At 39.7% G+C, this 13,163-nt stretch carries 9 protein-coding genes; 3 read left to right on the top strand and 6 right to left on the bottom strand.

The annotated features are described in order from the left end of the window. Positions 1 to 7: 7 nt before the first annotated feature. Entirely contained in the window at positions 8 to 1,381 is a 1,374-nt protein-coding gene (hemN, locus tag I6E85_RS03245) for an oxygen-independent coproporphyrinogen III oxidase (RefSeq protein ID WP_024600408.1), read from the bottom strand. A gap of 122 nt (positions 1,382 to 1,503) precedes the next feature. Continuing rightward, positions 1,504 to 2,037 carry a ribosome biogenesis factor YjgA gene (gene yjgA / locus I6E85_RS03240; RefSeq protein WP_007582068.1) on the bottom strand — a complete coding sequence of 178 codons (534 nt, stop codon included), beginning with the start codon at positions 2,035 to 2,037 and terminating at the stop codon, positions 1,504 to 1,506. Between the two features lie 144 nt (positions 2,038 to 2,181). On the opposite strand from yjgA, the gene pmbA reads away from it, so the two are divergent. The 3 genes from pmbA (at position 2,182) to I6E85_RS03225 (ending at position 6,412) form a co-directional block, all read left to right on the top strand. Then, positions 2,182 to 3,531 carry a metalloprotease PmbA gene (pmbA, locus tag I6E85_RS03235; RefSeq protein ID WP_197236591.1) on the top strand — a complete coding sequence of 450 codons (1,350 nt, stop codon included), beginning with the start codon at positions 2,182 to 2,184 and terminating at the stop codon, positions 3,529 to 3,531. 72 nt (positions 3,532 to 3,603) lie between these two features. After that, the gene (locus I6E85_RS03230) at positions 3,604 to 4,089 is read left to right on the top strand and encodes a DUF721 domain-containing protein (RefSeq protein WP_197236590.1); all 486 of its coding nucleotides are present in this window, start codon (positions 3,604 to 3,606) and stop codon (positions 4,087 to 4,089) included. A gap of 247 nt (positions 4,090 to 4,336) precedes the next feature. Beyond that, positions 4,337 to 6,412 carry a M13 family metallopeptidase gene (locus I6E85_RS03225; protein ID WP_197236589.1) on the top strand — a complete coding sequence of 692 codons (2,076 nt, stop codon included), beginning with the start codon at positions 4,337 to 4,339 and terminating at the stop codon, positions 6,410 to 6,412. A 36-nt stretch (positions 6,413 to 6,448) separates the two neighbouring features. On the opposite strand, the gene I6E85_RS03220 is transcribed toward I6E85_RS03225, so the two are convergent. From I6E85_RS03220 to I6E85_RS03205, 4 genes are all read right to left on the bottom strand, one after another. Next, positions 6,449 to 7,549, bottom strand: a complete 1,101-nt coding sequence (locus I6E85_RS03220) for a phosphotransferase enzyme family protein (RefSeq protein WP_197236588.1) — start codon at positions 7,547 to 7,549, stop codon at positions 6,449 to 6,451. 23 nt (positions 7,550 to 7,572) lie between these two features. Further along, on the bottom strand, positions 7,573 to 7,971 hold the full coding sequence (gene mutT, locus I6E85_RS03215; RefSeq protein WP_024600414.1) for an 8-oxo-dGTP diphosphatase MutT: 399 nt from the start codon (positions 7,969 to 7,971) through the stop codon (positions 7,573 to 7,575). A 67-nt stretch (positions 7,972 to 8,038) separates the two neighbouring features. After that, a complete protein-coding gene (secA, locus tag I6E85_RS03210; protein ID WP_024600415.1) occupies positions 8,039 to 10,753 on the bottom strand; it encodes a preprotein translocase subunit SecA in 2,715 nt (904 codons plus the stop codon). A gap of 371 nt (positions 10,754 to 11,124) precedes the next feature. After that, entirely contained in the window at positions 11,125 to 13,152 is a 2,028-nt protein-coding gene (locus I6E85_RS03205) for a methyl-accepting chemotaxis protein (protein ID WP_024589902.1), read from the bottom strand. Positions 13,153 to 13,163 lie beyond the last annotated feature (11 nt).

Genomic DNA, 13,163 nt, shown 5'->3' with positions numbered 1-13,163 from the left:
TTTTTAGTTAAATCACTCGTGAAAAGCGTGTCGCATTTATTTGTTTTTGTAAATGAGCGTCAAAGCACATGCAAATAATACGAATGAATAAGTTGCCGCGTGGTGTTACGCTAATTTTATTATCATTTATAGTGACTAGTTCATCTTTTATAAGTGGCGTAAGCGCAATTAGCGCATCCTCAAAGTAGTCATTAAATATAAGCGCATGCTTTTTACTAAAGTCTTGTATATCTAATTCAAACTGGCAAATGAGCTGCTTAATAGCATCAGCACGAATTACATCATCATGTGTTAAATGCATACCTTTATTAAGAGCACAGCCGCTTTGTGTTTCTACGCTGTGGTAATAATGTTTTAATTCTTTTTGATTTTGTAAAATGGCAGTGCCAATTTGCGAAATGGATGACACGCCTAAGCCTAATAAATCACAATTTCCATGGGTTGTATAACCTTGAAAATTACGATGTAATTTCCCTTCATTTTGCGCAACAGCTAGTTCGTTGTCGATTTTTGCAAAGTGGTCCATACCAATAAATTGATAGCCTGCTTGCGTCATCTGCTCCAGCGTATTTTTAAACATGGTGAGTTTATTATGTGCACTGGGTAAATCTGCATCTTTAATCTTTCGCTGTGCGGCAAAGCGCTCTGGTAAATGCGCGTAGTTAAACACCGATACTCGGTCAGGGCTTAACTCAATAAGTTGCTCTATAGTTTGCTTAAAGCTCTCTGGTGTTTGCAGAGGAAGCCCGTAAATCATATCTGCATTAATAGATTGAAATCCCAGCTCGCGAGCTTGTGTAATTAATTGCTTAACCGTATCTGCATTTTGCGGACGATTAACAGCAAGTTGCACGTCGTCGTTAAAGTCTTGAATCCCAAACGAGACACGATTAAAGCCAAGCATCCTTAAATCAACAAGCATGTTTTCGGCAAGCGAACGTGGATCTATTTCAATACCGCGTTCAGTAGTTCGCGTAAAATTAAAGTGCTGCTCTAAAAGCTTTATTAAACGGGTCATTTGTTTTGCGGTTAAAAAAGTGGGTGTACCGCCACCTAAATGTAATTGCTCAACCGTGTAGCTTTTAAATAAATGCGCTTGAGCAGTAATTTCTTTTGCTAAAAAGTCGAGATACGTATCTGCTTTAGATTGATGGCGGGTAATTATTTTATTACAGCCACAGTAGTAGCAAAGCTGACTACAAAATGGAATATGAATATATAAAGAAAGTGAACGACTCGTTGACGATTCTATCGCGTTTAGTAAGTTTTGTTGCTGATAACCGTCACGCAGTGATAGAGCCGTGGGGTATGAGGTATAACGCGGGCCAGACACATTATATTTGTTTATTAGGGTTTGATCCCACTGTGGAAGTTTAATCATCACGCGCACCTAAGTATTTATTTAGGGGGATTATAAAAAAGTACGCAGGGAGGCGGTTTGATCTATAACAAAAAAGGTGCCGAAGCACCTTTTTTAATAAAATATCAATTAATACGGTCTAATTAATACGTAACGGTATGTGCATCTTTGAGATATTGAAATAACTCTTTATAACCTTTACCAGGCTTTTCAGCTTTCGCTTCTTTTGCCGCATTACGAACCAATTGTCGCATTTGCTGACGATCAAGAGACGGGAACTGCTCAATAGTCTCATTGATAAGATCATCACCTTGTTCAATTAAGTCTGAACGTAGTTGCTCAATTTTTTTGACCAATACTTCAGCTTGGTTATTTTTATTAAGCATTACGTCGATAATCGCTCTAATAGCGTCAATGTTTTCTACAGTACGCAACGTTTTAGCAATGTAGTTTAAGTGACGGCGATACGCATCGCTTTTATTACTTATTTTATCAGCAACAACCATTGCCGCTTTTAAATCGTCATTTAATGGCAGGCGTTCGCGCTGTTTTTTACCCATTTTGGCAATTTCAGTACCTAACTGATGAAACTCTTGCGCTTCGCGCTTAAGCTCCGTTCTTGATACATATTCAATTTCTTCTTCAATTTCAGCAGGCTTGCCTTTTTTCTTTGCCATGGGGTGCTCTTAAATAAAAATAACTTTTGCCATTATACATGAATATGATACTTAGGAATATTAGCTGATGTGATGCATTGAGTGTGTTAGCATTTAAATATAAGAAATGCGTGCATTATGCCTCTAAGGCTCAGGACTTAATTTATGAAAAGCCAACAAAACGATCCAATTTATTCTCAAATATCGCAAGTTAAAGATGCGGTAGCAGAAGTACTCGAACATGCTAAAAAATTAGGCGCTACAGCTGCCGAAGCGGCCATGTCTAGTACATCTGGTTTATCGGTTAGTACTCGAATGGGTGAAGTAGAAACCATTGAGTTTAACCAAGATGGCGGCTTAGGCATTAGCGTATATGTTGGTAATAATAAAGGCTCGGCGTCAACCGCTGATTTAAATCCAAAAACGTTGCGTATGGTAGTAGAAAAAGCGATTGATATAGCTAAGTTTACATCTGATGACCCATTTAACGGCGTTGCTGATAAAGAATTGCTAGAATTTAATCCTAAAGATTTAGATTTATACCACCCTTGGGATGTAAGTCCTGAGGAAGGCATTGAGCTTTGTCATGCTGCTGAGCAAGCTGCACTAAATGCTGATGAGCGTATTGTTAACTCTGATGGTGCGAGCTTTTCATCGCATCAAGGGCTACGTGTTTATGGTAATAGCCATGGTTTGATAACCGGTTTTCCACGTACTCGTCATAGCATTAGCACTATGGTGATAGGTCAAAATGGCGAGCAGATGCAACGCGACTCTGCTTATACGGTTGCGCGCGATCAAGCGGGTTTAAATGACGCAGCGGCAGTTGGGCTTGAAGCGGCAGCTGAAACGCTCGCTAAATTAAATAGTCAAAAGCTAGGCACAATGAAAGTGCCTGTTATTTTTAGAGCTGATATTGCAAATTCATTGTTTGGTCACTTAGTGTCGGCAATTGGTGGTGGCGCGCTTTATCGTAAATCGAGTTTTTTACTTGATAGTTTGGGCTCTCAGGTATTTAGTAATTGTGTAAATATAGCTGAGCGCCCGCATATTTTAAAAGGTTTGGCGTCGTCACCGTTTGATAGCGAAGGCGTTAAAACCATTGACAGAGAAATTATTCAAGGCGGCGAGTTACAAACTTATTTATTAGCAAGCTATGCTGCGCGTAAAATGAATATGACGCCAACAGGGCATGCGGGCGGTATACATAACTGGCTTGTTGAACAAACTCATAACGATTTAACTGCACTATTAAAAACCATGGGCACCGGCTTATTAGTAACCGAGCTAATGGGGCAGGGCGTAAATACAGTAACAGGTGACTACTCTCGTGGTGCTGCTGGTTTTTGGGTTGAAAATGGTGAAATTCAATATCCTGTAAGTGAAATTACCATTGCTGGTAATTTAAAAGATATGTTTAAAGGCATTTCTGCTATTGGTGGTGATATAGAGCGCCGTGGTGGTATTCAAACTGGCTCAATATTAATAGAGCAAATGCAAATAGCCGGCGCGTAGTATTAATACGCAGTGTATACTTAGACCTAGAGTATTATCTCTGGGTCTAAGTGAGCTTTTACGAGGTGTAAAATGGCTAAAGATAGATATGCACCAAAACCGCTAAGCGATATTATGGCGGGGTTAAATAATCGTTTATCTGCTTATGCAGGCAAAAGCCAAGCACTTGATACACAGCAAACCTTATTAAAAGATTTTTTAGGTCCTAAGTTGGGTGATAAATGCCGAGTAAGTAATTACCGAGACGGTACGCTAATGATAGAGGCGGTATCTGCACCTATCGCGCTTAGGCTTAACTATCTAAAAATGGATATGCTTTCACATTTTAGAGCCGCCGGGATGGCAGAGCTTGGGCAAATAAAAATAACTGCAAATCCTCAAGCAACTCAGCGATTAAGTACTGCGAATAAGTCGGGCAGTCCTGCAGTTACCAACTCTCGTAAAATGAGTGAGCAAACAGCTGATTACTTAAACGCCATAGCATCTTCGGCCCCTCCTTCTTTAAAAGAAAAACTTGAGCGTTTAGCGCTTCATGGAAAAAATAAAAGCGAGCCTTAACTACCCACCATCTTGTTATTGGTGGGGTCAATTTGGCAGCTCACCGCATTCAAAATACTTTGTTACATATTCCATTTTATTGTTGCCCTAATGAGGTTTATGATACTGGCTGGTAATGTATATTGATTGAAGTCCCTGATACCCATTCCATTAAGTAAAAGCGTGTAGGCAGTGCTATTTTTACTCCTGCTATATTCAAGAATTTAATGGAGTTGGTATTAAATTCTAACTAACAAACGGAATCATTATGAATAAAGTAACAATGGCTGCTGCAAGTATTGCACTTGCACTTGGCTTGGTAGGTTGTGGTGAAAAACAACAAGAAACTAAAGTAACCGACACTCCAGTAGTAACAGCACCTGCTGAAAAACCACTAGAGCTTGGTATTGAATTAGCTAATATGGATAGTTCAGTACGCGCACAAGACGATTTTTACTACCATGTAAATGGCGAGTGGTTAGCTAAAACTGAAATACCAGGTGATAAATCTAACTATGGTTCTTTTTCGCAGTTATATGATGAGTCGCAAAAAGCGATGAAAATAGCCCTTGAAAGTGCAGCCGCAAACAAAGCCGCTAAAAAAGGCAGTGATGAGTACAAAATTGGTGCATTTTATAAAAGCTATATGAATAAAGATGCGCGTAATGAGCTAGGTATTACGCCATTACAACCGTCATTAGATACAATTGATAGCGTTAAATCTAAAGCTGATTTAGTGGGTTTAATGGCTAAAATTCAAAAACAAGGTGGTACTTTACCGTTTGGTTGGTTTGTAAATAACGATGCTAAAAATTCAAGCGAGTATGCATTGTATTTATCTCAGTCGGGTCTTGGTTTACCAGATCGTGATTATTACTCAAACGATGACGAAAAATTCACTAAAATTCGCGCTTCTTACGAGCAATACATCACTGATATTTTAGCTAAGTCAGGCGTTAAGAATGCAGCAGAAGCTGCTAAGAGTGTACTTGCATTTGAAAAAACACTAGCTGATGCACAGTGGAGCCGCGTGCAAAGCCGTGACGCAACTAAATCTTATAACAAGATGACAGTAGCAGACGCAAGCAAGTTGATGGGCGACCTTGATTTAGCTGCATTCTTTAAAGATGCAGGTGTGAGTGCAAGTGACATTATTGTACGTCAACCAAGCTACTTAGAAGCACTAGCTACTATTTACAAAGACACTGATTTAGCGACGTGGAAAAACTACTTAAAATTTCATTTTGTAAGTGGTTATGCAGAGCTACTTAGTGAAGATTTAGTTAACCTTAACTTTGACTTTTACAGCACAACACTTCGTGGCGTAGAAGAACAAGCACCTCTTTGGAAGCAAGCGGTTGATGCATCTAACAGTGTACTTGGTGAAATTTTAGGTAAGGTATACGTTAAAGATAACTTCCCGCCAGAAGCTAAAGCACGCATGGAAGAGTTAGTTGATAACGTAATTAAAGGTTATGGCGTTGCTATTGAAAATCTTGAGTGGATGAGCCCTGAAACAAAGCTTGCAGCGAAAGAAAAATTAGACAAATTTACGCCTAAAATTGGTTACCCAGACACGTGGAAAGATTACTCTGAGCTAGAGATTAACTCAGATGAGCTAGTAGGCAATTACATTCGTTATAGCGAATGGGCATACGCAGACATGATTGCTAAATTGGGTAAACCAGTTGATCGCTCTGAGTGGCATATGACTCCGCAAACGGTAAATGCGTATTACAATCCAGTAAACAATGAAATTGTATTCCCTGCTGCTATTTTACAACCGCCATTCTTTAATTTAGAAGCGGATGATGCTGTAAACTACGGCGCAATTGGTGCAGTAATTGGGCATGAGCTTGGCCACGGTTTTGACGACCAAGGTGCTAAATACGACGGTGACGGTAACTTACGTAACTGGTGGAGTGAGACTGACCTTAAGCAATTTGAAGAGCGTACAGCGGCTTTAGTTGCACAGTATAACGAATATAAACCATTTGAAGATGCAAGTGTTAATGGCGAGCTAACGCTTGGCGAGAACATTGGTGACTTAGGTGGCTTAACGGTTGCGCATAAAGCGTATATGCTATCTTTAGGTGATAAAAAATCACCAGTGATTGATGGTTACACAGGCGATCAACGTTTCTTTATGGGTTGGTCACAAATTTGGCGTCGTAACTATCGCGATGAAGAGTTACGTAATCGTTTATTAACAGACCCTCATTCACCAAGTCACTACCGTGTAATCGGTATCTTGTCGAACATGCCTGAGTTTTACGAAGCGTTTGACGTAAAAGAAGGTGATAAAATGTATATCAAACCAGAAGATCGCGTAAAAATCTGGTAATTACATTGTATGTAAATAATAAAAACCAGTAAGTTTTTAGCTTACTGGTTTTTTTGTATCTTGAATTTGTTCATCGACTAAGCACGCGTGCATCCATTTTTCGTTACTCAGTATGTTTTTATAAAGCGCGAGTTGGTTTTGTACGCGCTCTAAATTGTGCTCTGCATGAGCCACTTTAAAGTACACATCGTTATTTAAGTAATCAGTTAAAAAGCGCACACTTAACATGAGCGGCATTATTTTAGCGCCTAGCAGCAGGCTTTCTTGTTCTTTTGTACTCATGCTACTTTTTAATGGCGTTACATAGCCTTTAACAATGGCTGAAAATATATCTTTTCGAATAACAACGTTGCGTAAGTTTGTTGAATCCTCGGCTTCGGGGGAGCAGAAAGTGCGTACCATGTCACCAAAATCATAAAGCCGAAATCCCGCCATGCAGGTATCTAAATCAATCACTGCTTTTGCTTTGTGAGTTGCACTACAAAACAGCATATTATTTATTTTTGTATCGTTATGACACACTCTTAGTGGTATCTGCTTAGCTATACTACTAAGCTCAGTAATTAAATGCTGCTGCGATAAGCAATATTCTATTTCGTCAGCGCAGTGCTTTACTCTATTTACAGAGTTATTTGTGATTGCGGTATTTAATTGCTCAAAGCGCATCGCTAAGTTATGAAAATCAGGAATTACAGTATGTAGTTGTTGTGTATCAAAATCTTGTAATGCATGAGCAAATACGCCAAAGGCGTAAGCCGCTTGCTCGCTTTGCTGCGTGTTTTTAACAACGTCTTCGCTGTAGCTGTCACTAATATAATTAAGTACACGATAGTGTTCGTTATCTATTTCTATTAAGTATTCATTGTTTTGCGTAGCTATATGCTTAACTGTTGCAAGAGGGTAAGTGCTTTGTAGTTGTCTGGTATTTAAATGCTGCTCAATTAGCTTTGCATTACTTACTAACTGAGCAGGGTATTTAAATACCTCAGTATTAAGTTTTTGCACAATAAACTGTTTATCAATACACGTAAGTAGCCACGTACTATTTATATGGCCGCTACCAATCACACTAACTTGAGTTAACTCAGGATTTAATGCTAATTGTTCGCTTAGCTTATTTTGTATTGAGATGTTCATTGCGCTCACTCGTACCTAGTTTGTTATGCGTATCGGGCTACTATTTTCTGGATAATTTCAGCATTAGCTTCAGGGAAATCATAATTTTCTAATTCACTAATTGCTACCCATTCACTAGGTTGTCCTTCAGCGCCATGTGCTTCACCGCTAAAGTTACTCACTACGTGTACATCTAATTTAACGCACTTATCGCCGTAGTCATGTTCAATCACCATAAGTTGACTAGAGCTGTGAATTGTTAATCCAACTTCTTCAATAAGCTCGCGTTTAAGTGCAACAAAAACACTTTCACCTGCTTCTACTTTGCCACCAGGAAATTCCCATAAACCGCCTTGATGTTGTTCATCTGCACGTTTACAAATGAATATAGCGTTATTTTTCTTAATAACACCAACAGCTACATGTACAATTTCTATAGTCATTACTTTAAAACTCCATAAAAAAAGCGACGCTAGCGCCGCTTTTTAATAAGCTAATAACAATATTGGGCTATTTTAATTTACCGCAACATTGTTTGAATTTTTGACCTGATTTACAAGGGCAAGGGTCATTACGACCTACTTTTGGTTCTGTACGAGCCATTACAGTCGCTGTTTCTGGTGCTGGCGCTTCGCCACCTACTTGCTCAGCTTCTTCATGTTGGTATTCGCGAGGAGCATTTTCACTTTTACGGTGTTGCTCTTCTACTTTTTCAACATCTTCTTCTGCGCGTACTTGTACTTTACTTAGGATGCTTACAACATCTACTTTCAAGTTTTCAAGCATTTCAGAAAACAACTCAAACGATTCACGCTTGTACTCTTGCTTAGGATTCTTTTGCGCGTAACCACGTAAATGAATACCTTGGCGTAAGTGATCCATCGCAGCAAGGTGATCTTTCCAATGTTGATCAAGACTTTGTAGCATAATCGCTTTTTCAAACTGACGTAAAACAGAATCGCCTACTTGCTCTTCTTTTTGCTTGTATGACTGCTCAACAGCTTCTTCAATACGCTCACGAAGCTTTTCTTCATATAGCTTATTGTCATCAGCTAACCACTGAGTGATTGGTAACTCAATTAAGAAATCTTGTTTTAAACGCTCTTCAAGGCCAGGAATATCCCACATTTCAGCAAGGCTTTGCGGTGCAATGTACTGATCAATTACACCAGCAAGAACATCACCACGAATTGCTGTGATAGTTTCTGAAATATCGCCTTCTTCAAGTAGCTCATTACGTTGAGAGTAAACAACGCGGCGTTGATCGTTTGCTACATCATCGTACTCAAGTAATTGCTTACGAACATCAAAGTTACGTGCTTCTACTTTACGCTGTGCATTTTCAATCGCACGGTTAACCCATGGATGTTCAATTGCTTCACCGCGTTGCATACCTAGTTTACGCATCATGTTAGTCATGCGTTCACCAGCGAAGATACGCATTAGTGCATCGTCCATCGATAGGTAGAAACGGCTAGAGCCGGCGTCACCTTGACGACCAGAACGACCACGTAATTGGTTATCTATACGACGAGATTCGTGACGTTCAGTACCAATGATATGTAAACCGCCGGCATCAATTACTGCATCATGGCGAATTTTCCAAGCCGCTTTAATATCAGCAATTTGCTCAGCAGTTGGGTTCTCAAGTTTTTCAACTTCACTGTTCCAGTTGCCGCCTAACACGATATCGGTACCACGACCGGCCATGTTGGTTGCAATTGTTACTGTACCTGGCAGGCCCGCGTCTGAAACGATGTCAGCTTCTTGCGCATGAAATTTAGCATTAAGTACGTTGTGCTTAATTTTTTCTTTGCGTAAAAACTGTGATAAATACTCAGAACTTTCAATTGAAATAGTACCTACAAGTACCGGTTGTCCGCGGTCTTGGCAGTCTTTAATGTCAATTAAAATTGCTTCGTATTTTTCTTCTTGCGTTAGATAAACTAAGTCGGCGCGATCATCACGAACCATTGGCTTATTAGTTGGCATAACAACAGTATCTAGGCCGTAGATAGATTGAAACTCAAAAGCTTCAGTATCGGCAGTACCTGTCATACCTGCTAATGTTTCGTATAAACGGAAGTAGTTTTGGAACGTAATAGATGCAAGTGTTTGGTTTTCGTTCTGAATATTTACACCTTCTTTAGCTTCAACAGCTTGGTGTAAACCTTCTGACCAACGACGACCTTCCATTGAACGACCAGTATGCTCATCGATAATGATTACTTCGTTTTCTTTTACTACGTAATCAACATCTTTTTGGTATAGCTTGTGGGCACGAAGGGCCGCATAAACGTGACTTAGTAGCGTAATGCTTGCTGCTGAGTAAAGCGAATCGCCTTCTTCAATTAAGCCGCGTTCAGTAAGTAGCTCTTCTACTTTAATTTGACCACGTTCTGTTAAATGAACTTGCTTAGACTTTTCATCAATAGTGTAATCGCCGTCGCCTTCAACACCTTCTTCGTCTTCTTTTTCTTGAAGTTCAAGTAAAGGAACGATGGTATTTATTTCAGTGTATAGCTCAGAGCTGTCCTCAGCTGGGCCTGAAATAATAAGCGGAGTACGCGCTTCATCAATTAAGATTGAATCCACTTCATCGACTACGGCATAAAATAATGGACGCTGAACACGTTCATCAATGCTAAAAGCCATATTATCGCGAAGGTAGTCAAAACCAAATTCGTTATTTGTACCGTACGTAATGTCAGCAGTATAAGCTAGCTTCTTCTGCTGTGGCATCATACCCGGTACGTTACAGCCTACAGTAAGGCCTAAAAATTCAAATAACGCACGGTTGGTTTCAGCATCACGTTTAGCAAGGTAGTCATTCACAGTAATTACGTGAACACCTTTGCCTGTTAAGCCGTTTAAATAAGCTGGTAGGGTAGCTGTTAGTGTTTTACCTTCACCGGTACGCATTTCTGCAATGCGACCTTGATGTAAAACCATACCACCTAATAACTGCACGTCGAAATGACGCATGCCATTTACACGCTTTGACGCTTCACGTACCACAGCAAAAGCTTCAGGTAGGATATCGTCAAGGCCTTGTCCGTTATCGTAACGTTCTCTAAACTCAGCTGTTTTAGCTCTTAAATCTTCATCAGAAAGCGCTTCAAGTTGCGTTTCTAGCGCATTGATTAGCGCGACCGTCTTTCTTAAGTTTTTAATAGTGCGGTCATTGCGACTACCAAAAAGCTTGGTAAATAAATTAGATATCATGATAAAACCGTTACAATGTATTCTTTGTCAGCCGAGTATCGGCTAACCCATTTTTAACAATTGGTAATTAATATGTGCTTTTAAATAACACTTAGAACATATTAATTAGCAATATTGTATTAAACCGCTCAAAAAGCACTGTTTATTACGTGCGCTACTATACCAGACTCTGCCAAACAACAAACTATCTCAATAAAAAGATCTGTGTATAAAATCGAAAAATTTGATCTGGTTCGTAAAAATAACTTTGTATTACTCAATTACAGTAAAAATAGTAGCGAACTGTAAAGATATGGTGCTAAATAAATTAAAAACAAGGGTTATAGCTGCGCTTAAGTTTGACGCTTAAACACAGCTATTAAATGAGTGTTTTATAATTTAAATTGGTTAACCGTTTTGTTAAGTGCTGCAGCTAAATCACTTAAGTCACGAGCTTCGTCAGCGAGGGTGTGCGCATGGTCAGCGGTACTGTTCACTAAGTTATTAATTGCCGAAAGGCTCGTATTAATATCTTCAGCAACGACTGTTTGCTCCTCAGTTGACGTGGCTATTTGATGACTTTGGTCTTGTACTTTAGTGACCGACTGCGCAATATTGTGAAGTGAGCTAAGTACTTCTTTAGTTTGCAGTACTGAGCCCTCGGTTTGATCTTGTCCTTGTTGCATCATCACTGAGGCCTGTTGAGCTATTTGCTGCAAGCGCGAAATCATATTACGAATATCGTCTGTTGATTCTTGTGTGCGACTTGCTAGTGAGCGTACTTCATCAGCAACAACGGCAAAGCCTCGACCGTGTTCACCGGCACGAGCTGCCTCTATAGCCGCATTCAGTGCAAGTAAGTTGGTTTGATCGGCAATTGAATTAATTACGTCGACTAGCGCACCAATGTTATTACTTTCTTGTTCAAGGCCTGCTACCACTTTAGATGCTTCGCCAATATGCAACGCCAGCTCAGTCATTACTTTTTGCGCCTGTGTAGAACGGCTTGCACCTTCAGCTGTAATTGCCTGAACTTCTTCAGCTGCGTTATTTGTATGTTGTGCATTACGTGATATTTCAAGCACAGTAGTCGCCATTTCAGTTACCGCAGCGCTGACGCTATCAACTTGCTGCTTCTCTTGCTGAATTTCAGAATTAGTTTGCTCAGAAACATGTCTTAGCTGAGCTGCTGCATTACTTAGCTGTTCTGCTTGCGCTGCGGTTTCTAGCATCATGGCGCGTAACTTATCAATAAAAGTGTTCATATGATTGGCCAGCTGTCCCACTTCATCTTGACTATTAATATCAATTTTTTGAGTAAGGTCGCCTTCGCCCGATGCTATATCACGCATAATGTGCGTAAGTGTTGTGATGGGTTTTGAAATCATATGGGTAGCCCATAAAATCATGGCTAATATAATAATTAAGATAATAACTACTGCAGTTGTTGTTGCGGTTACTGCGGCATTTACGGGCTCTTCAATCATGCTAGTAGGAATAAGTAGACCTACATACCAATCTATATAAGGCTGCTCTAGCTGCAGACGATGGTAAACCACATAAAACTGCTCACCTTTAAAAGTAACCATTTGGCTGCCTTTAAGGTTATTTCGCATTTGTGTATTTAATTCTTTAAAGCCTGCTGTATCTGTAAACTGTTGCTCAAGCGCATCGAGTCCTTCTTTACCGTTTGCACCTTCATCTGTAATTGAAAGTTTGTGTCCTGTGGCTTTTGAAAAGTGAACTACTTTTTGATTTCCATCGAGTAAAAATCCATAACCTTGGCCGTTAAAGCGAATATTTTCGACCATGTCGTTAATTTTGTTTAGTTGTAAATCAACACCGCCCATACCAATGAGTTTACGCTGTGCGTTATAAACAGGTTGTTGTACTACTGCGGATGCTACGCCTGTGGTTAAATCAACAGAGATTGGACCTACGTAAAGTTTGTTAACTTGCATGGCTTCTTGCCACCAACCACGCTTGTAGGCGTAATAAGGCTGGCCGTTGTAGTGACTTGTACGTTCATTTTCTTTAAAGTATTCACCGGTGGTTGCTGAGGCAAAAAAGGCCGATAAAATGTTTTCGTCATTTGAGCTTAAACGGACAAAGTCTTGGTTTACTTCGTTGTAGCCAGGGGCGCTTTCAAGTGCTTGATCGCGAGTATCCCAATTTTCAAAAAAGTTGATTAAATGTGGGTTATTAACAAAGGTTGATACCATTTTTCCGTACATCGCAAAGTAACTTTGCATTGAAAGTTGCTCGGTCTGTAGATAACTTTGCGCTTCATTTTCTATGTTTTCTCTAGAGAGGTTGGCAATGTGTTTAACAAAAAATGTTGAGGCAATAATTAGTAAAACGGTAATTGTTCCACCAATCAATAATAATATTTTCTTCCGTAATGATAAATTATTTAGCATGAGTACGCATA

The sequence above is a fragment of the Pseudoalteromonas sp. NZS71 genome, from assembly GCF_015864715.1.
GTDB classification, from domain to species: domain Bacteria; phylum Pseudomonadota; class Gammaproteobacteria; order Enterobacterales; family Alteromonadaceae; genus Pseudoalteromonas; species Pseudoalteromonas arctica.
This window is presented reverse-complemented; position numbering and strand designations above follow the sequence as displayed.

Coding starts and splice junctions, on each gene's coding strand:
- yjgA (WP_007582068.1), bottom strand. CDS start 2,037: ATGGCAAAGAAAAAAGGCAAGCCTGCTGAAATTGAAGAAGAAATTGAA.
- secA (WP_024600415.1), bottom strand. CDS start 10,753: ATGATATCTAATTTATTTACCAAGCTTTTTGGTAGTCGCAATGACCGC.
- I6E85_RS03230 (WP_197236590.1), top strand. CDS start 3,604: ATGGCTAAAGATAGATATGCACCAAAACCGCTAAGCGATATTATGGCG.
- pmbA (WP_197236591.1), top strand. CDS start 2,182: ATGAAAAGCCAACAAAACGATCCAATTTATTCTCAAATATCGCAAGTT.
- I6E85_RS03225 (WP_197236589.1), top strand. CDS start 4,337: ATGAATAAAGTAACAATGGCTGCTGCAAGTATTGCACTTGCACTTGGC.
- mutT (WP_024600414.1), bottom strand. CDS start 7,971: ATGACTATAGAAATTGTACATGTAGCTGTTGGTGTTATTAAGAAAAAT.
- I6E85_RS03220 (WP_197236588.1), bottom strand. CDS start 7,549: ATGAACATCTCAATACAAAATAAGCTAAGCGAACAATTAGCATTAAAT.
- hemN (WP_024600408.1), bottom strand. CDS start 1,381: ATGATTAAACTTCCACAGTGGGATCAAACCCTAATAAACAAATATAAT.
- I6E85_RS03205 (WP_024589902.1), bottom strand. CDS start 13,152: ATGCTAAATAATTTATCATTACGGAAGAAAATATTATTATTGATTGGT.